Origin of the sequence: Streptomyces sp. 2A115 (genome assembly GCF_052245575.1) — a bacterium.
GTDB lineage: Bacteria > Actinomycetota > Actinomycetes > Streptomycetales > Streptomycetaceae > Streptomyces.
Genome location: NZ_JBQQCG010000042.1, coordinates 69705 through 95477 on the forward strand (window position 1 = coordinate 69705; position 25773 = coordinate 95477).

22 protein-coding genes are annotated in these 25773 nt (G+C 71.1%); 5 read left to right on the top strand and 17 right to left on the bottom strand.

From position 1 onward, the window contains the following. Nucleotides 1-36 precede the first annotated feature (36 nt). The 5 genes from ACTWQR_RS31275 to ACTWQR_RS31295 all read right to left on the bottom strand — a co-directional run bounded on the left by ACTWQR_RS31275 (nt 37) and on the right by ACTWQR_RS31295 (nt 5892). The gene (locus ACTWQR_RS31275) at nt 37-711 is read right to left on the bottom strand and encodes a response regulator (RefSeq protein WP_443230564.1); all 675 of its coding nucleotides are present in this window, start codon (nt 709-711) and stop codon (nt 37-39) included. Further along, complete coding sequence (locus tag ACTWQR_RS31280; RefSeq protein WP_443230587.1) at nt 708-2192, bottom strand: sensor histidine kinase; 1485 nt, start codon at nt 2190-2192, stop codon at nt 708-710. Before ACTWQR_RS31280 ends, ACTWQR_RS31275 begins: the two co-directional genes overlap by 4 nt. 34 nt (nt 2193-2226) lie before the next feature. Further along, complete coding sequence (locus ACTWQR_RS31285) at nt 2227-3432, bottom strand: acyltransferase family protein (protein ID WP_443230588.1); 1206 nt, start codon at nt 3430-3432, stop codon at nt 2227-2229. 148 nt (nt 3433-3580) lie between these two features. Further along, the gene (locus ACTWQR_RS31290) at nt 3581-4723 is read right to left on the bottom strand and encodes an alpha/beta hydrolase (protein ID WP_443230565.1); all 1143 of its coding nucleotides are present in this window, start codon (nt 4721-4723) and stop codon (nt 3581-3583) included. Between the two features lie 188 nt (nt 4724-4911). Beyond that, on the bottom strand, nt 4912-5892 hold the full coding sequence (locus tag ACTWQR_RS31295; RefSeq protein WP_443230566.1) for an alpha/beta hydrolase: 981 nt from the start codon (nt 5890-5892) through the stop codon (nt 4912-4914). A gap of 267 nt (nt 5893-6159) precedes the next feature. Between ACTWQR_RS31295 and ACTWQR_RS31300 the strand changes: the two genes are divergently transcribed. Beyond that, nucleotides 6160-6768 (top strand): TetR/AcrR family transcriptional regulator, encoded by a 609-nt coding sequence (locus tag ACTWQR_RS31300; RefSeq protein ID WP_443230567.1) that lies wholly within the window; start codon nt 6160-6162, stop codon nt 6766-6768. Between the two features lie 148 nt (nt 6769-6916). Then, entirely contained in the window at nt 6917-7225 is a 309-nt protein-coding gene (locus ACTWQR_RS31305; RefSeq protein WP_443230568.1) for a hypothetical protein, read from the top strand. Between the two features lie 21 nt (nt 7226-7246). On the opposite strand, the gene kynU is transcribed toward ACTWQR_RS31305, so the two are convergent. The 10 genes from kynU to ACTWQR_RS31355 all read right to left on the bottom strand — a co-directional run bounded on the left by kynU (nt 7247) and on the right by ACTWQR_RS31355 (nt 18043). Continuing rightward, entirely contained in the window at nt 7247-8476 is a 1230-nt protein-coding gene (gene kynU / locus ACTWQR_RS31310) for a kynureninase (RefSeq protein ID WP_443230569.1), read from the bottom strand. Further along, nucleotides 8469-9317 carry a tryptophan 2,3-dioxygenase family protein gene (locus tag ACTWQR_RS31315; protein ID WP_443230570.1) on the bottom strand — a complete coding sequence of 283 codons (849 nt, stop codon included), beginning with the start codon at nt 9315-9317 and terminating at the stop codon, nt 8469-8471. Before ACTWQR_RS31315 ends, kynU begins: the two co-directional genes overlap by 8 nt. Nucleotides 9318-9485: 168 nt before the next feature. Further along, a complete protein-coding gene (locus ACTWQR_RS31320) occupies nt 9486-9899 on the bottom strand; it encodes a DUF3151 domain-containing protein (RefSeq protein ID WP_443230571.1) in 414 nt (137 codons plus the stop codon). Nucleotides 9900-10010: 111 nt separating this feature from the next. Continuing rightward, nucleotides 10011-11504, bottom strand: coding sequence for an MFS transporter (locus ACTWQR_RS31325; protein WP_443230572.1), 1494 nt, complete (start codon nt 11502-11504; stop codon nt 10011-10013). A 102-nt stretch (nt 11505-11606) separates the two neighbouring features. After that, nucleotides 11607-12629: a class II fructose-bisphosphate aldolase gene (gene fbaA / locus ACTWQR_RS31330; RefSeq protein ID WP_443230573.1), complete on the bottom strand. Its 1023-nt coding sequence runs from the start codon at nt 12627-12629 to the stop codon at nt 11607-11609. 181 nt (nt 12630-12810) lie between these two features. Beyond that, entirely contained in the window at nt 12811-13359 is a 549-nt protein-coding gene (gene pyrE / locus ACTWQR_RS31335; protein ID WP_443230574.1) for an orotate phosphoribosyltransferase, read from the bottom strand. Between the two features lie 10 nt (nt 13360-13369). Next, on the bottom strand, nt 13370-14170 hold the full coding sequence (locus ACTWQR_RS31340) for an aldose epimerase family protein (protein ID WP_443230575.1): 801 nt from the start codon (nt 14168-14170) through the stop codon (nt 13370-13372). 453 nt (nt 14171-14623) lie between these two features. Then, nucleotides 14624-15475 carry an SRPBCC domain-containing protein gene (locus tag ACTWQR_RS31345; protein WP_443230576.1) on the bottom strand — a complete coding sequence of 284 codons (852 nt, stop codon included), beginning with the start codon at nt 15473-15475 and terminating at the stop codon, nt 14624-14626. Between the two features lie 139 nt (nt 15476-15614). Continuing rightward, nucleotides 15615-17246, bottom strand: a complete 1632-nt coding sequence (locus ACTWQR_RS31350) for a polyamine aminopropyltransferase (protein ID WP_443230577.1) — start codon at nt 17244-17246, stop codon at nt 15615-15617. Nucleotides 17247-17524: 278 nt separating this feature from the next. Further along, nucleotides 17525-18043, bottom strand: a complete 519-nt coding sequence (locus ACTWQR_RS31355; RefSeq protein ID WP_443230578.1) for a DUF2617 family protein — start codon at nt 18041-18043, stop codon at nt 17525-17527. A 769-nt stretch (nt 18044-18812) separates the two neighbouring features. On the opposite strand from ACTWQR_RS31355, the gene ACTWQR_RS31360 reads away from it, so the two are divergent. Further along, complete coding sequence (locus tag ACTWQR_RS31360) at nt 18813-20030, top strand: pyridoxal phosphate-dependent aminotransferase (protein WP_443230579.1); 1218 nt, start codon at nt 18813-18815, stop codon at nt 20028-20030. A 213-nt stretch (nt 20031-20243) separates the two neighbouring features. After that, nucleotides 20244-21437, top strand: a complete 1194-nt coding sequence (locus ACTWQR_RS31365) for a hypothetical protein (RefSeq protein ID WP_443230580.1) — start codon at nt 20244-20246, stop codon at nt 21435-21437. Nucleotides 21438-21539: 102 nt separating this feature from the next. On the opposite strand, the gene ACTWQR_RS31370 is transcribed toward ACTWQR_RS31365, so the two are convergent. Further along, nucleotides 21540-22064: a YbjN domain-containing protein gene (locus tag ACTWQR_RS31370; RefSeq protein ID WP_443230581.1), complete on the bottom strand. Its 525-nt coding sequence runs from the start codon at nt 22062-22064 to the stop codon at nt 21540-21542. Between the two features lie 289 nt (nt 22065-22353). Continuing rightward, complete coding sequence (gene clpB, locus ACTWQR_RS31375; RefSeq protein WP_443230582.1) at nt 22354-24951, bottom strand: ATP-dependent chaperone ClpB; 2598 nt, start codon at nt 24949-24951, stop codon at nt 22354-22356. A 216-nt stretch (nt 24952-25167) separates the two neighbouring features. On the opposite strand from clpB, the gene ACTWQR_RS31380 reads away from it, so the two are divergent. Next, nucleotides 25168-25581 carry a pyridoxamine 5'-phosphate oxidase family protein gene (locus ACTWQR_RS31380; protein WP_443230583.1) on the top strand — a complete coding sequence of 138 codons (414 nt, stop codon included), beginning with the start codon at nt 25168-25170 and terminating at the stop codon, nt 25579-25581. The last annotated feature ends 192 nt before the right edge of the window (nt 25582-25773 follow it).

A 25773-nucleotide genomic window follows, 5' to 3' on the forward strand; every position in this document is an offset into this window, starting at 1 on the left:
TCGCCGGGGGAACCGCCAAGAGCTGAGCAACGGGGCTCAGTAGCCACTGGGGCGTACCAATCCGCACTCGTACGCGAACACCGCCGCCTGCGTGCGGTCCCGCAGCCCGAGTTTCACCAGGATGCGGCCCACGTGGGTCTTCACGGTCTGTTCGGCGACGTAGAGCCGCTCGGCGATCTCCGCGTTCGACAAGCCCTGTGCGATGAGCGCGAGGACCTCCGTCTCGCGTTCGGTCAGTTCGCCGACGCGCTGCTTGAGCGGGGCACGGGGCGTCGAGTCCAGCCGGGAGAACTCGGCGATGAGACGGCGGGTGATTCCCGGCGCGAGCAGGGCGTCACCGGCGGCCACCACCCGCACCGCCTCCGCCAGCTGGTCGGCGGACGCGTCCTTGAGCAGGAACCCGGAGGCGCCCGCGCGCAGGGCGTCGTACACGTACTCGTCGAGGTCGAAGGTGGTCAGCACCAGGACCCTGATCTGCGGGGTCTCCTCGATGATGCGCCTGGTGGCATCGATGCCGCCGAGTACCGGCATGCGGATGTCCATCAGGACGATGTCCGGGGCGAGTTCGGCGACCTTGGCGATCGCGTCCAGGCCGTCGACCGCCTGGCCGACCACGTCGATGTCGGGCTGGGTGTTGAGCAGCACCGTGAAGCCCTGCCGGACCATCTGCTGGTCGTCGGCGATGAGTACGCGGATGCTGCCACTCGTCATGGAGTCTCTCCTGTGGGGTCTGTGAAGTTGTCGGGAGTGGATCTCCCGGAGGTGGATTTCCCGGAGGTGGATTTCCCGGGGGTGGAACGGTCGGCTGTGGCTTCGTCGAGGGCGGCGGTCCCGGCACGTGGGAGGAACGCCGCCACCGCGAAGCCACCGCAGGACGTCTGCATGGCCATGAGGGTCCCACCGAGCATCACGGCGCGCTCCCGCATACCGAGCAGACCATGGCCGGCTCCCGGGGACGGCGGAGCGGGACGCCTCGGCGCGGAGTTGACGACCCGGATCTGCAGACCGCGCGGAAAGTGCGTGAGCTCCACCCGCACCGTGGAACCGGGGGCGTGCCGCAGCGCGTTGCTGAGCGCCTCCTGGACGATCCGGTACGCGGACAGCTCCACGCCGGGCGGCAACGGGAGCCGTTCGCCGCTGATCTCGGTGCTCACCGCCAGGCCGGCGGCACGGGTGTTCTCGACGAGCGCGTCGAGCCGGTCGAGAGTCGGCTGCGGGGCGTCGGGGGCGGCGCCGGTGCCGGGGGCGCCGAGGCCGTACGGGTCGTCGGGATTCTCCGAGCGCAGCACGCCGAGCACTCTGCGCAGCTCGGTGAGTGCCTCCAGGGCGTTCTGCCGGATGCCGTCGAGGTTCTCCTTGAGTTCCTCGGACGGCTGCTCCACCAGGTGCGGGGCGACCTGCGCCTGGATCGAGATGACCGACATGTGGTGGGCGACCACGTCGTGCAGCTCGCGGGCGATGCGGTTGCGCTCCTCCAGGAGGGTGCGACGGGAGCGTTCCTCGGCGGTCAGCGAGGCCTGCTCGACGAGTTGGGTGCGGGCCTCGCGTCGGCCACGCAGAGCGGTGCCGAGGAGGACCGCGACCGCGAAGACCGTGACTGCCAGGACGCCCGTCGAGGTGTACTGGTTACCACCGATGACTCCCTGGACGAGGTACGTGAGCAGACCGGTCAGGGTCAGTGCCCCGACGGCCACACGGGCGCGCATCCGCAGAGCGAGGAGAAGGAGGACGAGGGCGTGCGCGATGATCGCGGGCGCGCTCCACGGCCAGTTCGGGCCGGGCTGCGGGATGCCCCCCAGTCCCGGCTGCGGGACGAGGTTCACCCGTGCGGCCACCGCGGCCACGACGACGCCGGTCAACGACAACCACCAGGCCGGAACGGGCCGCCACAGGGCGAGTACGAGCGCCACGCCCTGCACGAATCCGGTCAGCAAGCCCAGTTCCACGCCGAGTTCATAGCCGTTGCTCATCTCGTCGGTACCGGACAACGCGACACCGAGCGCGATGCAACAGAGCACCGCGTGCGGCAGCCAGCGCAGCCGGCGGGGACGAGAAAGGGGAAGCAGAGGAGCGTGGGCACCGTTCCAGAGGTCTGCTCGGAGGGTGCGGAGGAGCGCGCGGGCACGGACGTGAGCGCGGGTGCGGGTGCGGGGCACGGGTGTCCCGCCGACGTAGGCCTCGTCGCCCGGCATGTCCTTTTCCTCCGAGCCGTCCACGAGGTCAACCCTAGGCACGGCGGGCTTCCTTCGCCTCCACTGTGCGGTGGTTGACGTGGACGACGCGCGACGGGCGCCGGACCCGGTGGTGGTGGCGGTGATGGCGGTTTCCCTGTTCGTAGGAGCGAAAGGCGGCCCGACACACCGTCAGGGCGAGGGCGAAGACCGGAAGCCAGGCCAGGCGGGCCGCAACCCAGATGAGGTTGTCGGGTGTGGTGTGCAGGCCGGGGAGACGGCCCGCCGACAGGCCCACCGCGGTGACCGACATCAGTGCCGTCTGATGCCACAGGAAGATCGTCATCGCGGAGAGGTTGATGCAGGCCACCGAAGCCCAGAGCGCGGGCCGCCGCATCGCCCGGCGCAACGGCGCCCGCAACAGCAGGGCGAGCCCGCACTGGGCCAGGCCGAAGGCGACGGCGGCCAGGGTCGGCGGGTTGAGGTTGGAGATGGTGGCGCCGGGCACGCCGACCATCGACGCCGGGTAGCCGGCCCACGCGACCAGCACCGCGGTCGCCACCGCACCGCCCGCGAGCAGCACCCAACCGGCACGCCGGGTCAACTCGCCCCGGGTCCAGGCCGCGCCCACCGTGAACGGCACCAGCCAGCCCGCCGCCACATTGATCCAGCCCAGCCAGGCCGGACCCCCGAACCCGAAACGGATGAGGTCCACGTACAGGACGACGGCCAGCGGCCACAGAGGGTTGAGCCTCGCCACCAGGGGAGTCACCGCCGTCAGCCCGGCGAAGACCAGCAGGAACCACAGCGGCGACAGGACCAGCTTCAGCAGCGCATGGACCGTACCCAGGCCCGCGCCCGTCACGAGGAGGCCGACCGTCGCCACTGTCCACAGACCGAGCACGGCCGCCACTGGTTTGAACAGGCGGGACAGACGCGTACCCAGCCATCGTCCGTACCTCGTACCGCGCGCCCGCGCCGACTCGTAACTCCTGGTCGCCACATGCCCGCCCACCAGGAAAAACACGGCCAATGTCTGGAAGACCCACGAGACCGGAGCCAGCCAGGGCATGTGCGCCAGCGGGCTCGACGTGCGGAGAGTCCCGCCGTCCGCGACGAGGGCCGTGACCAGCCAGTGGCCGAGAACGACGCCGAGTATCGCGAAGGCTCGCAGGGCATCGACGGAGCGGTCTCGGTCCGCGGGCGTGGCCGCGTCGATCCGCTCGGCGCCGCGACGGAGGCGGCGTACGCCGTCGCGCAGGAGTGGGCGCGAGCCTCCTCGGAGAGAACCGTCCTTCCTGGGGGATCCCTCCCCCTCCCCCCTCCCCTCCCCCTCTGCCCTCTTTCCCTCTGCCTTCTTCCTCTCTCTCCTCTCCCTCTCTTTCCTCTCCCTCCCTGCCCCCTTCACCTCACGCACGGGTTACCTCCGAAGTCTCGCCGAGCACGATCCGGGCGAGGTTGTCCAAGGACACCGAGCCCGGTTTCAGGTAGTCGCTGTGGCCGCCGTCTCCCGCCGCGAAGACCATGGCGCCGAAGGCCGGGGATACGGGGTCGGTGCCGAAGCCGACGGTCGTGCCGAAGAGGTCGGCCTTGGCGTGCGGGACGTCGGCGATCCAGTCGTCGGCGCCCCGGCCCGCCCAGACGCGGGCCTTCGTGCGGAGTGCTGTTGCGGAGTCCGCGCCGGTGCCGGGGCTGCCGAAGAAGACGAGGTCCGAGATGTCGAGGCCGTTCGCCACGCGGGCGCCCACGACTGTCCCGTACGAGTGGCACAGCAGGGAGACCCGGGCCCGCGCGTTCACCGCCTCCAACTCACCTATGAATCGAAGGAGTTCAGGTGCCGCCTCCTCTGCGCGTCCCGTGGTGAGCACCTCGGAGCTGATGGTGCCGGGCGTCTCGTAGCCGAGCCAGGCGACGACTGCCGCGCGTGTCCCGAGCCGCTCGTGCAGGGCGAGGGCCCCCGCGCGGAAGCGCTCGTACGTGTCCAGGCTCGTGTCGGAGCCGGGCACGAGTACGGCCACGTGGTCGGCCTTCGCCAGGTCGCCGAAGACCTCGACGGCCCGGCCGGAGCCGCGGGCGTCGAAGGAGAGGAAGTGGCGGGACGGGTCCGCCATGGAACGGACGGCGGTCGCGCGGCTGCGGTCGCCGTGGTCCGCGGCCATGCGGGAGGCCTCGGCTGCGTTCGCGCGGTTCGCCTCGTACGTGCTGTCCAACGTCGTGGCGGTCACCGTGCCGATGTGGGCCGGGGCCGGAGCCGGTATCTCCGGGTGTGCGGTCGCCGCGGACACCGGGACGACGACAGCGCCCGTGACCAGCGCGGCGAGCAGCCCACGCCGCAGCCTGCCCAGCCACCGCGCCCGCTTCGGCCGCACCGCCGGCTCCGACCACACCAGAGTCGGTCCCGTCCCGTCCTGCCCTGTCCCGACCGGCAGTGTCCCGGCCGGCAGTGTCCCGACCGACCGCGTCGGAAGCGTCGCCTCCGTCGCCGAATCCGCCCTCGCCCCCACCCCCATGGCCCGCTTCCCCTCCCAGTCCGCCCGCTCATCGGGCCTCACGGGAAAGGAAGTTACGGATCCGGGCTTGTGGTCAGCGTCCCGCCAGGGAGCTCACCTGCGACGTAGCTCTCAGGTATTACGGGTATCACCGCGGCGATTACGGGTATCACCGCGGCGGGCCAGGGGCTCGCCCTGCTCCCCCTCCCGGCCGACTGCCTACCAGGCCGACTGCCTACCAGACCGGCTGCCTACCAGGCCAGCTGCGTGATCTCCTCCGCCACCACCGCACACGCGTCCGCCGCCGGATCGATCAGCGGAAAGTGCCCCACATCCTCCAGGAGCGTCAACCCCACCACCTCGCCGGCCTTCGCCGCCGCGTCCGCGTACGACTCGGCGACGGCCTGCGGGACAACGACATCCTCCCGCCCCTGCACCAGGGTCGTGGCAATCCCGGTGGGCAACAGCAGCGCCGGATCGACGTACGGCTGCCGCTCCCCGAACTTCCCTTCCCCACCCAGGAGTTGGAGCGTCGCGCCGGAACAGACATCCAGCTTCTCCGCGACCGTGAAGTCGGCGATCGGGGCGAGTGCGACGACGCCGCGCAGCGGGGCGGGCCGGTCCGTGAACCAGGGCGCGTCGGCCGGCAGCAGATGACGGGCGGCGGCCCAGAGGGCCAGCTGGCCGCCCGCCGAGTGTCCGGTGACCACCATGCGGCGCGGGTCGGCCTGCGGCAGGATCGCGCGTACGAGGCCGGGGAGTGCGTCGAGCGCGGCCGCGACGTCGTCGAAGGTGTCCGGCCAGCGCCCGGCGACGGGCCCCGCGCCGCCCTGCCCGGCGGCACCGCCCCGCCCGGGGGCGCCGCTCTGCCCGGGGGCGCCGCTCTGCCCCGGGATCACGCTGCCCCGCCGGTACTCGACATTGGCCACGGCGAAACCGCGCCGGGCCAGGAAGTCCGCGAACGGGGTGATGTGCCGACGGTCGTACGGAGCCCGCCAGGCGCCGCCGTGCAGGACGACGACGAGCGGGGCCAGTTCCTCGCCGCCGCGCGGGGCGTAGAAGTCGATCACCTGGTCGGGGTGGTCACCGTACGCGGCGGTGGTGTCGGGGTCGACCGGCGGGTGCGAGAAAGCCGACTCCTCTTCCGCGGCATCGCGGGCCACAGCCGCGGCGCGGGCAGCGGCATCGTCCGCGTCATCCGGTTCCGTGGCTTCGCGGGCGTCGTCCGGCATGCTCCAACCTCTCAGCGGTGCGGTGCGTGTTCACTGGGCCCTTGCCCCGTGCGTTCGTGTGCCCGTGCGCGTCGGCGGGGCGGGCCCCGGCCCCGGAGTCCGGTCGGGCCGCTTGCCCAACACGCTCCGGCGCACGGGCCGTTGGCGGGACGTTATCAGGCCGGTGACGTGCGTCAACACGGGGCTGTCACGCTCGGTGAGGGTTAAACGGTTCTGGCGTTTCGTTATGCTGGCGGGATACCGCTCACCTCCGCGAAGGAGCCCCTCATGTCCGCCGAACCCGGCACCGTCCGCCCCGGAGGACGTACCGCACGCGTGCGTGCCGCCGTGTTGCGAGCGGCGGGGGACGTGCTCGCCGAGCAGGGGTTCGCCCATCTCGACCTGGCCGATGTCGCACGGCGGGCCGAGGTCGGCAAGACCACCGTGTACCGGCGGTGGGGGACGGTGACGGGACTCGTCGCCGACCTGCTCGCCGACATGGCCGAGCAGTCGCTGCCACGCACGGAGACGGGCTCCGTCCTCGGCGACCTCCGCGCCAACGCCGGCCTCGTCCGACGGACCCTGGCCGATCCCCGCCAGGGGGCGCTCTTCCGCGCCGTGATCGCCGCCGCGGCCTGCGACTCCCGTACGGCGTCGGCGCTGCGCCACTTCTACGACGTTCGGATCGCCGAGTGGGCGCCGTGTGTCGAACAGGGCGTGGCACGGGGCGAGCTGCCGCCGGGTACCGACTCCGCGACGGTCGTACGCGCCGTCTCCGCACCCCTCTACTACACGTTGCTCACCACCGGGACGGCCCCGGACGCGGCCGCCGCGGACCGCGCCGCGGAGGCGGCCTTCGCCGCCGCGACGGCAGGGGTGTACGTCACTCCCCGATGACCCGGGGCTCCCCGGCGACGCCGACTACTACCGACCGCTACCGACCGCTACCGACCGCTACCGACCCGCCATTACCGCACGACCGCCGATGTCGCCATGGCCCTCGAGGTCGAGCAGATGGCGCAGGTCGCGGCCGGAGACGTACCGCATGGGCCCCCGAGGCGCCGACGAGCGCGATGGTCCCGCCCGGAGCGACAGTGAGCCACAGCACGCCGCCGCCCTGCCCGACGCCGAGCGGTTGAACGGCGTCGCGGAGGAGCTGAGCCGCCAGCTGGCGGATCGGCAGCCGAACCGTACCGTCGTCCGCAGCCTCCTGGACTCGCTGACGGCGGGAGCCGGCAGCGTGACCGCCGTCCTCACCGCCGTCACGAGACTCTGTTCACGCCATGACTCTGCTCAGGTCACCGAACTGGTTCACGTCATGAACTGTCACGTCACGAACCGGTTCACGTCATGAACTGTCGTCATGAACTGTCCGTCATGACGTGATCTCCGCGAGCACCCTGGCCGCCCTCTCCACATCCCCGAACCCCACATACAACGGCGTAAAACCGAAGCGCAGGATGTCCGGTTCGCGGAAGTCGCCGACCACGCCGCGCTCGATCAGGCGGCGCATCACCCCGCCGGCGTCGGAGCACCGCAACGCGACCTGGCTCCCGCGTTCCGCGTGTGCCGCGGGAGTCACCGACTCCACAGCGCCCTCAGGGACGTACGCCGAGACGCACTCCAGGAAGAAGTCCGTCAGGGCGAGGGACTTCGCGCGGACCGCCGCGACGGAGACGCCGTCCCAGACCTCCAGGGCCGCCTCCAGGGCGAGCATGGAGAGGATGTCCGGGGTGCCGACGCGACCGCGGAGGGCACCCGGGGCCGGGGTGAAGTCCGGGGTCATGCCGAACGGGTCGGCGTGGGAGTTCCAGCCGGGCAGTGGCGAGTCGAAGCGCGGCTGGAGGTCCCGGCGGACGTAGAGGTACGCCGGTGAACCCGGGCCGCCGTTGAGGTACTTGTAGGTGCAGCCGACCGCCAGGTCCACGCCGTGTTCGTCGAGCCCTACCGGCAGGGCGCCCGCACTGTGGCAGAGGTCCCAGACCGCGACCGCGCCCGCATCGTGGATCGCCGCCGTCAGGGACGGGAGGTCGTGCAGGCGGCCCGTCCGGTAGTCGACGTGGTTCAGCAGCACCGCCGCCGTACGCGGACCCAGGGCCCCGGGTACCTCGTCCGGCGTCACCGGACGCAGTGTGCAGCCGGTGAGACGCGCCGCCGACGCCGCGATGTACCCGTCCGTGGGGAACGTCGTCGCGTCGACCAGGATCTCGTCCCGACCGCCACCGCCCCCCTCACCATCACCGTCACCATGGCCGTCGCCGCCACCCGCGAGCCGTACCGCCCCGACAACCGCCTTGAAAACGTTGACACTTGTCGAGTCGCTGACGACGATCTGCCCGGCCGCCGCGCCCACCAGCGGAGCGATCAGGTCGCCGATCCGCTCCGGCGCCGTCCACCAGCCGCTCTCGTCCCAGGACCGTATGCGCAGGGAACCCCACTGCCGGCGCACGACGTCCTCGACGCGCCCGGGCACGGAGCGGGGCAGCGCGCCGAGCGAGTTCCCGTCCAGGTACACCGCGTCATCGAGGACGAACTGCGCGCGCAGCTTGCCCAGTTCGTCCACGGCGTCCAACGCCGCCGCCTTCTCGGCGTACGACTCAGACATGGGACCGCGCCGTCCACAGCTCGGGGAACACGTTCTTCTGGGCCCGCTTCTCCAGCCAGGCCACACCGGCGGAGCCGCCCGTGCCGGTCTTCGAGCCCATCGCGCGCCGGGTGGCGACGAGATGGTCGTTGCGCCAGCGCCACACCAGCTCGGCGACATCGGTCAACGCCTCGCCGAGCCGGGCGAGTTCGGAGTTCTCGTCGCCCGCGTACAGGGCCGTCCACACGGCCTCGACCTCGGGCGACGGGTCGTAGCGCAGGGATACGTCGCGGTCGACGACCGACGCCGGAACCGCGTGCCCGCGCCGCGCGAGCAGCCGCAGCACCTCGTCGTACAGGCTCGGCTCGTGCAGTGCCTTCTCCAGCTCGGCGTGCACGCGGGGCGCGCCCCGGTGCGGTACGAGCATGGACGAGGACTTCTCGCCGAGCAGGAACTCCATCCGCCGGTACATCGCGGACTGGAAGCCGGAGCCCTCGCCGAGGGCGCTGCGGTACGAGTTGAACTGGGCGGGGGTCAGCTGGCCGAGGGGCTTCCAGGAGGCGTTCAGCGCCTCCAGCTCCCGTACCGACCTCTTCAGGGCCGCCACCGCGACCGGCACGTCGTCGCCGCGCAGGGCACGGGCCGCGGTCTCCCACTCGTGGACGATGACGGTGAACCACAGCTCCATGACCTGGGTGGTCACCAGGAAGACCATCTCTCCGGGGTCGTCGGAGAGGGTGTGCTGGAGGTGGGTGAGGACATCCGCCTGGACATAGTCCTCGTACGGGGTCGTACCGGCGAAGTCGAGATGCGGGGTCTCGGGCTCGTGAGCCTCGTCAGAGTACTGAGCCTGGTGGGACATCGCTGTCTCCTGTTATGTACTCCGGGTAGCGGTCCGCCCCTGCCGAATTCCGACACGGGGGCCCCGGTCCCCACCGGCATCCTCCACAATCGTGCCCCGAAACCGCAAGGTCCGCCTGGTCACACCAGGCGGACCTGCACAAACGTGACCCGTCCCGGGTCCTGTCGCCTAGCCCAGCGTCTGCGCCGCCGTCGGCGAGGAGTCCTTCAGGAACTCCGTGCAGCGCTCGTACTCCTCCTTCTCGCCGATCGCCTGAGCGGCGCGGGCGAGACCGTGCAGGGCGCGCAGGAAGCCGCGGTTCGGCTCGTGCTCCCAGGGCACCGGGCCGTGGCCCTTCCAGCCGCTCCGGCGCAGGGAGTCCAGGCCGCGGTGGTAGCCGGTACGGGCGTACGCGTACGACTCGACGACACTGCCGCGCTCGTACGCCTCGTCGGCCAACTGGGCCCAGGCGAGCGAGGAGGTGGGGTACTTGGCGGCGACATCGGCGGGTGCCGTGCCGTTCGCGAGGAGCTCGCGCGGCTCCGGGTCGTCGGGCAGGTTGGTCGGGGGCGGTCCCCCGAGGAGGTTCTCGTGAATGGCCATGGGTTCCAGTTTGCCTGGCCTCGGCGCCTGCGCGAGCACCGCGGTCCGGGTTTACTCGGGACGCGAACGCGTGTGTTCGCTCCAGGTGCGCCGCGGGTGCGCTCCGGGTGTCTACTCCAGTCGCGAACGGGCCTGCGTCGGCTCCAGCGGCGGGGCCGTCACATTGCCGTGGGTGAGGCACTCGGGCCGGCGGCAGTCCGGCGGCGGCTTGCGCACCGTCGCGAAGGCGACCACCGCGCCCAGGACCAGTACGCCCGCGCACAGGGGCATCGCCCGCTGGAAGGCGTCGTTGAAGGCGTCCGCCGAGCGGTACGCCTCCTCCCCCATCCCGACCAGCAGCGGCAGCGCCGCGACCGCGACGAGGCCGGCCGCGCGGGCCGCCGCGTTGTTGATTCCGCTGGCCAGACCCGCCCGCCCGACGTCCACGGAGGCGAGCACGGTCGCCGTGAGGGGCGCGACCAGCGTCACCATGCCCAGGCCGAGCACCAGCACCGCGGGCAGCACGTCACCTACGTACGAGGCGTCGGCACCCACCCGCAGCATCAGCAGCATCCCGCCCGCGCACAGCAGCGGCCCCACGGTGAGCGGGATGCGCGGCCCGATGCGCCCGGCGAGTTCGCCGGAGCGGGCCGACAGGAGCAGCATCAGGACGGTCGTCGGCAGCAGGGCCGTGCCCGCGCCGAGGGCCGAGTAGCCCGAGACGACCTGAAGCTGGACCGCGGAGAGGAAGAAGAACCCGCCGAAGGCCGCGTAGACGCACAGGGTGACTAGATTGACCGCCGTGAACTGGCGCGAGCCGAAGATGCTCAGCGGCATCATCGGGTCCGCCCGGCGCCGCTCCACGGACACGAAGGCCACGCCCGCCGCGACACCCGCGGTCGCCGTCACGGCGACGACGGGCACCGAGCCGCTGGGCGCCTCGATGAGCGCGTACGTCACCAGGGCCAGCGCCAGCGCGCCGAGGGCCGCGCCCAGCACGTCGAACCCGCGCCCGTGCACCCGGTCGTCCTTCGACTCCGGTACGTGGCGCAGGGCGATCGGCGCGCAGAGCAGCGCGAGCGGGACATTGAGGAGGAACACCCACCGCCAGCCGGGGCCGTCCACCAGCCAGCCGCCCAGGAACGGGCCGACCGCCGCGCCCACGCCGCCGAAACCCGACCACAGGCCGACGGCCCTCGCCCGGTCGTCCGGGTGGAACGACGCCTGGATCAGCGCGAGAGAACCGGGCGTGAGCAGTGCCCCGCCGATGCCCTGCAGAGCCCGGGCCGCCACCAGCACCTCGGCACTGGGCGCGAGTCCGCACAGCAGGGACGCCGCCGCGAACCACACCACGCCGACGACGAAGACCTTCCGGCGCCCGAAGCGGTCGCCGAGCGCGCCGCCCAGGAGGATCAGGCCGGCGAGGGTCAGCATGTAGGCGTTGATGGTCCACTGAAGACCGGCCAGGTCGGCGTCCAGGTCGCGGCCGATCCTCGGCAGCGCGACGTTCACGACCGTCGAGTCCAGCAACGCCATGCTCGAACCGAGCACCGTGGTCAGCAGGATCCACTTACCGGCAGGACTGGACATCCTGACGGCCGAGTTCTCCTGCGGAGGGGCAGCCATACCCGGGAGCATACGTACATGCGGCAGGGCCCGGCCCCCCGAGGGGAGAACCGGGCCCTGCCGTTCATGCCGTCGGAACAATGCCGTCGGAACAAAGAGGGCTTACTTGATCTTCGTTCCCGTGGACCGCAGGTTCGCGCAGGCCTCCGTGACGCGCGCCGCCATCGAGGCCTCGGCGAGCTTGCCCCAGGTGCGGGGGTCGTACGTCTTCTTGTTGCCGACCTCGCCGTCGACCTTCAGGACGCCGTCGTAGTTGCGGAACATGTGGTCCGCGACCGGCCGCGTGAAGGCGTACTGCGTGTCGGTGTCGAGGTTCATCTTCACGACGCCGTTCTCCAGCGCGGTGGCGATCTCCTCCGCCGTGGAGCCGGAGCCGCCGTGGAAGACGAAGTCGAACGGGGATGCCTTGCCGTACTTGGCGCCCACGCCCTCGTTCAGCTCCTTGAGCAGCTCGGGGCGGAGCACGACGTTGCCCGGCTTGTACACGCCGTGCACGTTGCCGAACGACGCCGCCAGCAGGTAGCGGCCCTTCTCGCCCAGGCCCAGCGCCTCGGCCGTACGGATCGCGTCGTCGACCGTCGTGTACAGGTTGTCGTTGATCTCGTGGCTGACGCCGTCCTCCTCACCACCCGTCGGGGTGATCTCGACCTCGAGGATGATCTTCGCGGCGGCGGCGCGGGCCAGCAGCTCCTGCGCGATGGAGAGGTTGTCGGCGAGGGTCTCCGCCGAGCCGTCCCACATGTGCGACTGGAACAGCGGGTTCTGACCGGCCTTGACGCGCTCCTCGGAGACGGCCAGCAGCGGACGTACGTACCCGTCGAGCTTGTCCTTCGGGCAGTGGTCCGTGTGCAGGGCCACCGTGATGTCGTACTTCGCGGCGACGATGTGCGCGAACTCGGCCAGGCCGACCGCGCCGATCACCATCTCCTTGTTGTGCTGGCCGCCCAGGAACTCCGCACCACCGGTGGAAATCTGGATGATGCCGTCGCTCTCTGCCTCCGCGAAGCCGCGCAGCGCAGCGTGCAGGGTCTGGGACGAGGTCACGTTGATGGCCGGGTAGGCGAACTTGCCTGCCTTCGCCCGGTCCAGCATCTCGTTGTAGACCTCGGGGGTTGCGATGGGCATCTGTCCGCTCCTTGTATGTGCGGGTGGCGTGCTGCTTACGTCCCTGACCTAGGGGGCGACGTCATCGTCGTCCCCATCTTTCCAGACTTGACCGGATGTTCCTGCCGCGGCGTCCGGGCCTGTGGACAAGTCTCGGAACTTGTTCGATCCGACGGATTCTGTCCGGTCCGACGGGTCTCGCTCAGTCGAGGCCCAGCTCGTCCTTCGAGTATGCGAAGAGGTACGGGACGCCGGCGCCCTGCTCGATCTTCTCGGCGGCGCCCGTCGCACGGTCGACGATGGTCGCGACGGCGACCACCTCGGCGCCGGCCTCGCGCACCGCCTCGACGGCCGTGAGCGGGGAGCCACCGGTGGTGGAGGTGTCCTCGACGACGAGCACGCGCCGCCCCTCGATCCCGGGGCCTTCCACGCGTCGCTGCAGGCCGTGCGCCTTGGCGGCCTTCCGTACGACGAAGGCGTCGAGCCTCCGGCCCCGGGCGGCGGCGGCGTGCAGCATGGCCGCGGCCACCGGGTCGGCGCCCATGGTGAGGCCGCCGACCGCGTCGAAGTCGAGGTCCGCCGTCAGGTCGAGCAGCACCTGGCCGACCAGCGGAGCGGCCTGGCCGTCCAGCGTGATCCGTCGCAGGTCGACGTAGTAGTCGGCCTCAAGACCCGACGAGAGGGTCACCTTGCCGTGCACCACGGCCTTGTCCTTGATCTGCTGCAGCAGCTCGCCGCGTACGTCACTCATGCGGTTCAGCTTAGAGGCGCCGCCAGGTCCAGGTCGTGGTGGCTTCCAGGGGTTCGATGGGGGTGACCAGGCGAGGCAGGGTGTTGAGGCCGTTGGGCGGTCCGGTCTGCGGCTCCACGCATACGGCGGCCTCCTGCTCGTCGTAGACCACGACCCACTCCTCGCGGCTGGCGACCTTCAGCTCCAGTCGTCCCGGCCAGGTGAGGGTGACGTCGACTCCGTCGGGCATGCCGAAGCAGTCGTCCCAGGGGCCGGGCTTCGGGTCGATGCGGCGGCCGGTGGGCAGGTGGTCGTCGCCTCGCTCCTCCTGCCAGGTGGGGGCGAAGTCGACGCGTACGTCTTCCCCGCCCTCGCCGCCCAGGTTCCGGTTGAACCACGGGTGCCAGCCGATCTGCGCCGGGAAGGAGTCGTCGTACGTCTCCACGGACATCGTCAGCGTCAGCGAGTTCTCGGTCAGCGTGACGGCCTGGGTGACGCGGCCCGCGTACGGCCAGGGGTCGACGAGGTCGTACGTGATGACCGCCTCGGCCTCGCTCCTGCGGGCCGTGCGCCAGGAGCCGTCGCGGGCGGTGCCGTGGATGGCGTGCGGTGGGGAGTTGAGGGGGAGCTGGTGCGCGGTGGCGCCGTTCAGGAACCGGCCGTCCCGGGTCCGCCCGCACCACGGGACCATCGGGAAGCAGCCGAACTTCGCGCCCTGCCGGAGGAGTTCGACTCCGTCGACCCGTAGTCCGCCGATTCGGCCGCCGTTGGCCGGCTGCACGGTCGCCTCCGCGTTGCCGCCCGCGGTCAGCGTGATGTCTTCGTTACTCACCCGGGAGACCTTAGCCTCCGGCGGTCGGGTGATTCGTCTGCGGGTTGTTTTGAGCTGCTTGGGCGGTTGTTCGGGTGCGGGTGGGTGGGGGCTTGTCGCGCAGTTCCCCGCGCCCCTTAAAAGATCGGGGCCTCAGGTCAGTTCCTACACTGCCGGACCTCGTGGGCTGAGCGCGCAGTTCCCCGCGCCCCTGAAAAGCCTCAGCCCCCACCCGTCCGCACCCGGCCCTCGGCGTGAGGGGACGTGCCGGGGCGTCCGAGCGCCGCGCTTCCCGGCCGACCCGACTACCTCAGAGTGGCGCTCGGATGCCCCGGCGCGGCCCCGCCCCACATCCAACCCAGGGGCGCGGGGAACTGCGCGACCAGCCCCCACCACCCCGCAGACAAACAACCACCCCACCCCGGAGGCACCCGCACCCAAAAAACCACCCACCCGCCCAAACCCCCGGAGGGGTCAGCGGCGTTTGCGGAAGGCTCGCCCCACGACGATGGCCGAGGCGAGGACGAGGGCCGCCGCGGGAGCCGCCCAGCGGAGGGCCGCGCTACCACCGGCGGCCTGCGGCGCCGGCACCGGCGCGTACCGGCCCCGCGGAGGCGCATGGTCGACCTCCTCGGCACTGCGCCCGATCATCGTCCGCCGCGCGTGCGCCGCCTCGGCGGGCGGCTGGGCCGGAGCCTCGTCATCCTCCTCGAACCCGCCCTCGAAGTCACCCTCGGCGAAGGGGGCGAGGGAGGGGGGCGGGACTTCGGTCTCGTAGACGGAGGGGGGTTCCTCGGCGGAGGTGGGCTCCTCAGCAGTCGGCGGAGCCGGGGCTTCAGGATCGGTCGCAGGCGGCGCCTGCTCAGGCGCCGTCCCGGCCGAGCCCGCCGCCCCACCGCCGGAGGCACCCGTACTCGACAGGTTCTCGGCGAAACGGTTCAGGAGTCGGGTCGTCGCCGAAGCCACCGCGTCCGACGGCAGCTCCAGGACACGCCCGTCCGCCGAAGCCGTGCCGGCGAAGGTGAGCGTCGAGCCGTCCTCCGTCGGACGGAGTGACAACGTGAGCGCGAGTTTCACCGAGCCGCTGCCGCGGGCCTCCGTGGCGTCGCCCTCGACGGCGTACGAGCCTTCGTCCTGCGCGGAGACGCGGAGCGTCCCGCGATACGTGATGCTGTGACTTCCGACGCGTACCTTCAGGCGACCGGAGACGGGCGCCGTTCCCGCGTCCTGCTGGAGCCCGGGCACCGCCCGGGCCACCCGCGCGGGATCGGCGAGAGCCTCCCGGAGAAGCTCGACGGGAACCGGAACGAACACCTCATGCTCCATGTCGGCCGAGCCTACCCAGCAGGGCGCGTACCGCACCCCCGGTATCAAGGGATTCCCTCCGATCCACCGACAGACGGACCCAGACGGACCCAGACGGACCCAGAAGAACTCGGAAGAACTCGGAAGAACTCGGACGGATTCAGTCGGAGTACCTCGGATGTACGAGCGTCGACGCCGGGAGGCCGGAGAGGCGGGTGCGTTCCGCGGCGCGTGCCCCCGCCTGCAGGGACGGTACTTCCGTTGTGCCCGGCGGGATGCGCAGCCACGGGCGGGTGCGGGAGGCGAGGACGAAACCCCAGTCCCGCGGAGCCCTGGACGCGTCCACCGTACGGTCCCGGCCGCCGGCGGAGTACGGCGCCGTCCGCAGGCCGGCCGCCCGAACCGTCGCGTCGACGGTCCAGAAGACCCGGGGCCGCGACGTCACGGGGCCCGCGTGCACGACGAGCCGCCCGCCGTCCGCGAGGACCCCGCGCGCGAGCCCGTAGAACTCCTGCGAGTACAGCTTCGTACTGGCGGTGATGGCGGGATCCGGCAGGTCTGAGATCACTACGTCGTACGTGCCCCGCGGCGCCCGCCGCAGCCAGCCGAACGCGTCCGCGGCGACGACCCGCACGCGCGCGTGCCGGAACGCGTGCCCGTTGAGCTCGGACAGCGCCGGGTCGGTGCGCGCCAACTCCACGAACTCCGTGTCGAGTTCGACCACGTCGACCTGTCGTACGCCCTGGTGTCGCAGTACCTCGCGGACCGCGAGCCCGTCGCCGCCGCCGAGGACGAGCACGCGCGCGTGCGGGCCGTTCATGGCGGGATGGACGAGGGCCTCGTGGTAGCGGCGCTCGTCGCGGCCGCTGACCCAGAGCCGGCCGTCGAGGAAGAGGTCGAGTGAGCGGCCGTCCGTGCCGCCGGTGAGGACGACCTCCTGGACGTCGGTGTGCGTCGCCACCCGTACGTCCTTGCCGTACACCGCGTGCCGCGCGGCCCGTTCGAAGTCGTCGACCAGGACGGCGGCCGAGGCGAGCACAGCGAGTACGGCGACGTTGGCGGCGACCAGCAGCAGGCGGCCGCGCCGGGTCAGGTCCTGCCGGAAGAGGAAGAGGACGAGCGCGCCGCCCGCGGTCGCGTTGACGGTTCCGGTGATGAGCGTGGCGGTCAACTGGCCGAGCAGGGGCAGGAGAAGGAAGGGGAACGCCAGTCCGCCGACCAGCGCGCCCACGTAGTCCGCGGCGAACAGGTCCGCGACCGCGCCGCCCGCGTCCTGCCGCCGGATGCGCTGGATCAGCTCCATCAGGAGCGGAACCTCGGCGCCGATGAGCAGTCCGATGGCGAGCGAGAAGGCGACGAGCAGGCAGCTGGAGCCACCCGCTCCGGTGCCGCCCCAGTCGCCGGTCCAGGCGAAGGCGGCGTAGAGGGCCATCGCGCTGCAGCCGCCGACCAGCGCGAGCAGCGCCTCGACGGCACCGAACCCGGCCGCGGCGCGGCAGCGCAGCCGCTTGGCGAGGAGCGAGCCGATGCCCATCGCGAAGACCATCACGGACAGGACGACGGAGGCCTGGGTGACCGAGTCACCGATCAAGTACGAGGCCAGGGCGACGAGTTCGAGTTCGTACACGAGTCCGCAGGCCGCGCAGATGAAGACGCCGGCAAGGACGAGGAACCGCCCGGTGGTCGGCCTCACCGGCAGCCGCGCCGGGCCCGGACCGCTCCAGGGCGGCGGGGTCCTGCCGGGCGGGGCCGGGGCCCTGCCGAGCGGGGCGGGGGCGTGCGGTTCGATCACCCAGCGAACGCTACGTCACCGCACAACTGCGCCTCGTCACCCACACGTGTGGAAACTCCGCCCTCGACGCATACTTTGGCCAGTGCGGGTACGCCCAGTGAGCGCTTCGCCCGGTCGGGTTGAGTCGGGTTGAGATGTGCGGGTCGTGAGGGCTGGTCGCGCAGTTCCCCGCGCCCCTGGTGGAGCGCCCCTTCAGGGGCGCGGGGAACTGCGCGACCAACCCCCACTCACCCGCACCCAAAAAACAACCCAACCGCCCAACCGCCGGAGGCAACCGCTTACGCCGGCGCGGCCACCCGCACCCCGACCCGCGTACGCGTCGCGACCAACTGCCCGTCCTGCGGATACGCGTGCCACGTACGCCAGTGCATCTGCCCCTCATGCCGCTGCGCGAGCATCGCGGTGAACGCGTGCGGACTACCGGGGAAGACCCCGGCCAACCCGTTCGGATGGTCCGCGACCAGCGCGAGCAACTCCTGCGCGCGCCCCGCGAACGAGCCCCGCGAGAGGGTCTCGACGCGCGCAGCGAACTCGTACTCCCAGTCGCCCACTCGCTTGGCGACACCGAGCGGCAGCGGTGAGCTGCTGCCCGCGATACAGGCGACGGTCTCCGAGCAGCTACCCCGCTCCTCCTCCAGGAGCACTTGATGGGACGCGCCGAGCAGTCTCAACTGAAGCTTCGTGTCGGCCAGTTCAAGGTCGAGCGTGGCGAGCGCGGGCAGTGGTTCGCGTCCCAGGGCCCAGGCGAGGTCGGCCGCGCGCGTGTCGGTGTAGGCGGTGTTGAGGGTCGTGAGCATGGGTCGGCTCCGCTGCACGCAAAGGGTGGGATTGGTCGGTCGCACCCCGGTCGGCGCCGGGAGATTTCGGCCCGGTCGGCCAGGTCAGAAGGAAGTTCCGGGGTCTGCGTCGGCGATTACGAAGAAATCATGAACGGCGCGTCCGCCACAGCGTTTTTACCCAACTTCGTAGGGTTTTCATCCCTCAGAGGGCTCCACAGCTCAACTGTTCAACGAGGTAGTGCGCCGTTCGTTCACACGTGCGCCTTCACGCCCCTGAACACTCCCCCTGCCCCGCAACGGTGAAGCGCCCGCCGGGAGATGACTCCCGGCGGGCGCTCGTGGTGCCGGACGGTCCGGATACGGTTCCCCCTCCGGAGCTCAGCTGCCCCGTGTCAGCTGCCTCCGCCGCATCCCCCACCGCCCCCGCAGGACGACCCGCCGCCGCACGAAGAGCTCCCCGATGAACAGGACGCTCCGCCGGAGGACCCTGAACCGCCCCCGCTGCCTGCCCACCAGCTGCTGGAGCGACCACGCGTGCGCGCGCGCCTCCTCGTGTTGCTGATGGCGAAAAAGAGCCCCACTGCGACTATCGCCAAGATGATGCCTACAGCCATGGCGCCACCCTCCTTCCGTTCCCCCGCAGCGGCCCCCCGTGGGCCCTGCTTCTCGCGTGTACTTGCTTGTGCCTCTTGCTGTGCCTCTTGTTGTGCCTCTTGCGTGAAGGTGGGATGCCCCCGCGTCTCGCAAGCCAAAGCAGAGTTGAGCAACTCCAGAGGTTGAGCGCAGGATGGCCGGCATGACCTCCAGCTTCCGCCGCCCTCTTCTCAACCGCCGCCTCGCCGAGTTCGGGACGACGATCTTCGCCGAGATGTCCGCCCTGGCCCTGAGCACCGGCTCGATCAACCTCGGCCAGGGCTTCCCCGACACGGACGGCCCGGAGGAGGTCCGCGAGGCGGCGGTACGGGCGCTGCGCGACGGCCGGGGCAACCAGTACCCGCCGGGCCCGGGCGTCCCCGAGCTGCGTACGGCCATCACCGCGCACCAGGAGCACCGGTACGGCCTGGCCTACGACCCCGACACCGAGGTCCTGGTCACCGCGGGCGCCACGGAGGCCATCGCCGCCGCCCTGCTCGCCCTCGTCGAACCGGGCGACGAGGTGATCGCCCTGGAGCCGTACTACGACTCGTACGCGGCCTGCATCGCCATGGCGGGCGGCACGCGCGTGCCGGTCACATTGCGCCCGCACGAGGGAACCCGCGACGGAGTCGCGCATCGACGCTTCCGGCTGGATCTGGACGAGCTGCGCGACGCGGTCACGGACAACACCCGGCTGCTGCTGATCAACACCCCGCACAACCCGACCGGCACGGTCCTCACCCGCGAGGAGCTCACCGCGATCGCCGCGCTGGCCGTCGAGCGGGACCTGATCGTGGTCACCGACGAGGTGTACGAGCACCTGGTCTTCGACGAGGCCGAGCACATCCCCCTCGCCACCCTGCCCGGCATGCGCGAGCGCACGGTCACCATCGGCAGCGCGGGGAAGAGCTTCTCGTTCACCGGCTGGAAGGTCGGCTGGGTGACGTCGGCGCCCGCGCTGGTGGCGGCGGTGCGCTCGGCGAAGCAGTTCCTGACGTACGTGGCCTCCGGGCCGTTCCAGTACGCGGTCGCCGAGGCGCTGGCGCTGCCCGACACGTACTTCGAGGCGTTCCGCGCGGACATGCTGACCAAGCGGGACCTGCTGAGCGCGGGGCTCGCGCAGGCAGGCTTCAAGGTGTTCCGGCCGGCCGGGACGTACTTCGTCACCACCGACATCCGCCCCCTCGGCGAGAGCGACGGCTTCGCGTTCTGCCGGGCGCTGCCGGAGCGGGCCGGCGTCGTCGCGATCCCGAACGCCGTCTTCTACGACCACCGCGAGGCCGGGGCGCCCTTCGTGCGGTTCGCGTTCTGCAAGCAGACCTCGGTGCTGGACGAAGCGGTGAAACGCCTCACGGCACTCGCCGGCTGAGGGCTCCGGGTGCTCGCCGGCCGAGGGCTCGGGGCACTCGCAGCCGAGAGCTTCGGGCACTCGCAGGCCGAGGGCTCCAGTCGCTCGCCGGCCCGGAATCCGCGCCCGCCTCTGTCACGGCGACGCGCCGGAGCGGTGGAAGCGCGGAGGAATCCGCACCCGCTCGGCCGTGTAAGGCTCGCAAATGCCCTCACTTGCCCGCAATGTTCGGGTGTGACCCACGTCAGTACCCTCGCGCCCCCCACTGTCACGGAACCCGCCACCGAGGGCCCTGCCCGTCCGCGTGCGCCCCTGGTGGCGGCGATGGGTGTCGCCCTCGGGCTTTTCGCCACCGCCCGGCTGCTGGGCGTCACGGCGCTGGCCATGGCCGCGTGGGCGACCGGCCGGCATCCGGTCGCCCTGCTCGGGCAGTCCTGGGACTCGGAGTGGTATCTGCGGATCGCCGCCGACGGCTACGGGCACACCGTGCACTTCCGCGACGCCGTCGCCTACAGCGACCTGGCGTTCTTCCCGCTGTACCCGGGTCTGATCCGGGCCGTCACCGAGCTCACCCCGATCGACGGACCCGGCGCGGGTCTGCTGATCTCGTGGACGGCCGCCGCGGTCGCCGCCTGCGGGCTCTACGCGATCGGCGTCCGGCTGCACGATCACGCCGTCGGCACCGCCCTCGTACTCCTGTGGGGTCTACTGCCCCACTCCGTCGTGCTGTCGATGGCCTACACGGAGCCGGTCCTCACCGCCTTCGCCGCCTGGTCGCTGTATGCCGTGCTCAGCGGCCGCTGGCTGTGGGCGGGCGCGCTCGCGGCGGGCGCGGGGCTGGCTCGGCCGAACGGGTTCGCCGTGGCGGCGGCGGTGCTCGCGGGGGCCGCGTACGAGGTCTGGCGGCGGCGCGGAAAGGTTTCCCACAGGCTGTGGACGGGCGCGGCGCTCGCGCCCGCCGGGTGGGGGGCGTACGTGCTGTGGGTGGGACACCGGAAGGGGGATCTGCTCGGCGGGTACTTCGAGGTGCAGCGGCTGTGGGGCTCACGCTTCGACTTCGGATACGAGTCGCTGCGCTTCATCAAGCACCTGCTCCTGCGGGGCGACCTGCTCGTCTTCCCGATGGCGATGGTGATCGTGGCGGCGGGCATGCTGCTGTACGGCCTGCTGGTCGCGGACCGCGCGCCGCTGCCGCTGCTCGTCTACGCGGGCGCGCTCCTGCTCATCGCGGTCGGCGGCTCCGGCTTCTTCGAGTCCAAGCCGCGGTTCCTGCTGCCGGCCTTCCCGCTGCTGCTGCCGCTGGCGGTCGCGCTGGCGCGGACGGCGAAAGCCCGGCCTCGGCACGCGACGCTGGTGGTCGGCGCCCTGGCCGGGCTCTCGTTCGCGTACGGGGCGTATCTGGTCGTGATCGCCCACAAGCCCCTGTGAGCTCTCCAGCTCCACGGGCCCCTTGAGCTCAGTGAGCTCTGCGAGTCCTGTGTGCCCTGTGGGCTTTCTGCGCCCTGTGGGCTTCGTGCCCCTGCGAGAGGACTACTCCTCGTCCGGCTTCTCCGCCTCGTTGATCTCCTGCTCCAGGCCGAGCTGCTCCACGAGCCACTTGTCGAACTCGATGGCGGCCCGCACCCAGCTGACCGTCGACGACACGAAGTGCTCCAGGCTGACGCCGGTGCCGATCAGCATCTGCGCCTCGCCGATGAGGCGGACGGTGCCGTCGTCGTGCGTGTGGCTGTAGACCTTGGGCCAGAGCGTGCGCCGGTTCCAGTCGTCGATCGACTCCAGCAGCTGGGGCTTGATGTCGATCTCGTGCGGCCGGTCGTAGAACGTCCGCACCGAGAAGACCTGCTGGTCCCCCTCGCCACGGAACATGAAATACGTACGGAACTGCTCCCACGGCGCCGCGAGGTCACCCTCGTCGTCGACGACATACTTCAGCTCCATCTGGTCCAGGAGCTGCTTCACAAGGTCCTGATCCGGGACGACGGGGCCCGCCGGTCCGCCGGGGTTCGGCTCGGGCTGGCCCCCGAAGTTCGGAATCGAGGACGGGTCGATAGACATCGGTGGATACTCCTGAGGATTGCATGTAGTTGCCTGACTTCGACCCTAGCCGTGATCGGCGGCCAGTAGTCCGGTGGCCTCAGGAGAATCCCCGTCCCCCCACGACCCCAGCGGGCAGTGAATCACCCACTGACCTGCGAGGCTGCCAGATCAGGCCATCCAGACCGAGGCTCTCGCGCCACGCGCCGAGAAATGCCCTCGCCAGCGTTTCCCATCTCTCCGGCCACTCAACACCGCGAACGTCGGACGGACGGTCACGTGCCCCTGGAGACGGCTCGCCTCACCGCGGTTACAGCGTCTTTCCGCTCGCCGGCCCCACGATCAGCCCGTCCCCGAACGAGTCCACCCGGACCGTGTCGCCGTCCTTGACCTCGCCCGCGAGGATCTCCTTGGCGAGGCGGTCGCCGATGGCGGTCTGGACGAGGCGGCGCAGCGGGCGGGCACCGTACGCGGGATCGTTGCCCTCGTCGGCGAGCCAGGCCAGCGCCTCGTCGGTGACCTCCAGGGTGAGCCGGCGCTCGGCGAGACGCTTCGCGAGCCGGTCGACCTGGAGCCGGGCGATCCGCTCCAGCTGCTCCTTGTGCAGCGCCGAGAAGACCACCAGGTCGTCGAGCCGGTTGAGGAACTCCGGTTTGAAGGAGGCGCGGACGATCTCCAGGACCTGCTCCTTCTTCTCCTCCTCGCTGGTGATCGGGTCCACCAGGAACTGGCTGCCCAGGTTCGAGGTGAGGACGAGGATGGTGTTGCGGAAGTCGACCGTGCGGCCCTGACCGTCCGTCAGGCGCCCGTCGTCCAGCACCTGCAGCAGGACGTCGAAGACCTCGGGGTGTGCCTTCTCGACCTCGTCGAGCAGGATGACGCTGTACGGGCGACGGCGGACCGCCTCCGTCAGCTGGCCGCCCTCCTCGTAGCCGATGTAGCCGGGCGGGGCGCCCACCAGCCGGGCGACGGTGTGCTTCTCGCCGTACTCGCTCATGTCGATGCGGACCATCGCCCGCTCGTCGTCGAAGAGGAAGTCCGCGAGGGCCTTGGCGAGTTCGGTCTTGCCGACACCGGTCGGGCCGAGGAAGAGGAACGAGCCGGTCGGGCGGTCCGGGTCGGCGATTCCCGCACGCGTGCGGCGTACGGCGTCGGAGACCGCCTGCACGGCCTCCGTCTGGCCGATCAGGCGCCGACCCAACTCCTCCTCCATGCGCAGGAGTTTCTGCGTCTCGCCTTCGAGGAGCCGCCCGGCGGGGATGCCCGTCCAGGAGCCGACGACGTCCGCGATGTCGTCGGGGCCGACCTCCTCCTTCACCATCGTGTCCTTGGCGGCCTCCTCCTCTGCCTCGGAGGCTTCCTCCAAGTCGCGTTCCAGGGCGGGGATCTCGCCGTACAGCAGCTTGGAGGCGGTGTCGAAGTCGCCGTCGCGCTGGGCCCGTTCGGCCTGGCCGCGCAGTTCGTCGAGCTTCTCCTTCAGCCCACCGACCCGGTTGAGGGACTCCTTCTCCTTCTCCCAGCGGGCGGTGAGGCCGCGCAGCTCCTCCTCCTTGTCGGCGAGGTCGCGGCGCAGTTTCTCCAGGCGCTGCTTCGAGGCCGGGTCGGTCTCCTTCTCGAGCGCCAGCTCCTCCATCTTCAGCCGGTCGACGGAGCGCTGGAGCTCGTCGATCTCGAGGGGCGACGAGTCGATCTCCATACGCAGCCGGGACGCGGCCTCGTCGACGAGGTCGATGGCCTTGTCGGGCAGGAAACGGGAGGTGATGTACCGGTCGGAGAGGGTCGCCGCGGCCACCAGCGCGCTGTCCGCGATCTGCACCTTGTGGTGGGCCTCGTACCGGCCCTTGAGGCCGCGCAGGATCGCGATGGTGTCCTCGACGGACGGCTCGGCGACCAGCACCTGCTGGAAGCGGCGCTCCAGCGCCGGGTCCTTCTCGATCCGCTCGCGGTACTCGTCGAGGGTCGTCGCGCCCACCATGCGCAGCTCACCGCGCGCGAGCATGGGCTTCAGCATGTTGCCGGCGTCCATGGCGGAGTCGCCGCCGGCGCCCGCGCCCACGACGGTGTGCAGTTCGTCGATGAAGGTGACGATCTGCCCGTCGGAGTCCTTGATCTCGGCCAGGACGGTCTTCAGGCGCTCCTCGAACTCACCGCGGTACTTGGCGCCCGCGACCATGGCACCGAGGTCGAGTGCGACGAGCCGCTTGTTCTTGAGGGACTCCGGGACGTCGCCCTTGACGATGCGCTGGGCGAGCCCCTCGACGACGGCGGTCTTGCCGACGCCGGGCTCGCCGATGAGGACGGGGTTGTTCTTGGTACGGCGGGACAGCACCTGCACGACCCGGCGGATCTCCTGGTCCCGCCCGATGACGGGATCGAGTTTTCCTTCCCGCGCGGCTGCGGTGAAATCCGTACCGAACTTTTCGAGTGCCTTGTACTGGCCCTCGGGATCCGCGGTCGTCACCCGGCGCCCTCCCCTGCTCTTCTGGAACGCCTCCAGCAGCTTCTTCGCACTGGCGCCCTGCTGGGAGAGTACGTCGCCGGTCTGGCCGCCCTTCGCGGCGATGCCGATGAGCAGGTGCTCCGTGGAGAGGTACTCGTCGCCCAGCTCCTTGGCCCGCTCCGCTGCGTCGGCGATGACGGCGAGCAGCTCGCGGTTGGGCTGGGGCGGCGCGACGGTGGAACCGGTCACGCTGGGCAGCGCGCTCAGTACGCGCTCGGTGCCGGCCCGTACGGCGGCCTGGTCGGCGTCGACGGCGGCCAGCAGGTCGGTGATGTTCTCGTTCTCCTGCCCCTCGAGCAGCGCGAGCAGCAGGTGCGCGGGGGTCAGATCCGGGTGGCCCTCGGACACGGCCCTGTTGCTGGCCGCGTTGATCGCGTCCCGGCTCCTGTTGGTCAGCTCGGCGTCCACTTTCGCGTTCTCCTCCTCATGAGCCTGCTTCTGCTTCTGCTCGTGTGTTTCTGTTCGGGCTCGGGCTCGGGCCCGAGCTAGTGCTTGTGCTTGTGCTTGGCGCTCCCGCGTTGGCTGACCCAACCAACGTACACAAAGTTGAGTCTATTCCACTCAAGAAGCTCCTGGGGAGGGGCAGGGCGACGTGCGGGCGGGGCAGCGGCTAGGTTCCGGTCCATGGCCTCGTATCCCGTGGATCCGCGCTCCCCCGACGACTCGTACCTCAGCTTCTGGCGGGAACGCCACCTGTGCACTCTGACGACCCTCCGTCCCGACGGCACGCCGCACGTGGTGCCGGTCGGGGTTACATACGATCCGGAGGCCGGTCTGGCTCGGGTGATAGCCGACAAGTCGAGCGCGAAGGTGCGGAACGTGCTGGCCGCGGGCCCCGACGGGGTGCCGGCGGCCGTCTGCCAGGTGGACCGGCGGCGCTGGGCGACGCTGGAGGGGCGCGCGACGGTGTCCGCGGACCCCGGTCGGATCGCGGACGCTGAGCGACGGTACGCCGAGCGCTACGACCGGACGCCGTCGCCCAATCCCTCCCGGGTGGTCATCGAGATCGAGCTGGCCTCGGCGATGGGGCGCGGCTGACACGGGGGCGGCACCCGGCCGCGGGTACGAGGGGTCGGCATGCGGCCGGTCGGCATGCGGCCCGCCGGTACGAGGGACCTGGCACGCGGCCCATACGCGGCTGATTTCGGCCCTTGTGGAAACCAGTGGATAGCCTGAAATATCCCTGGAAACTGCAGCGGAGGAAAAGGGTTCAGGTCACGGTGACGCCGC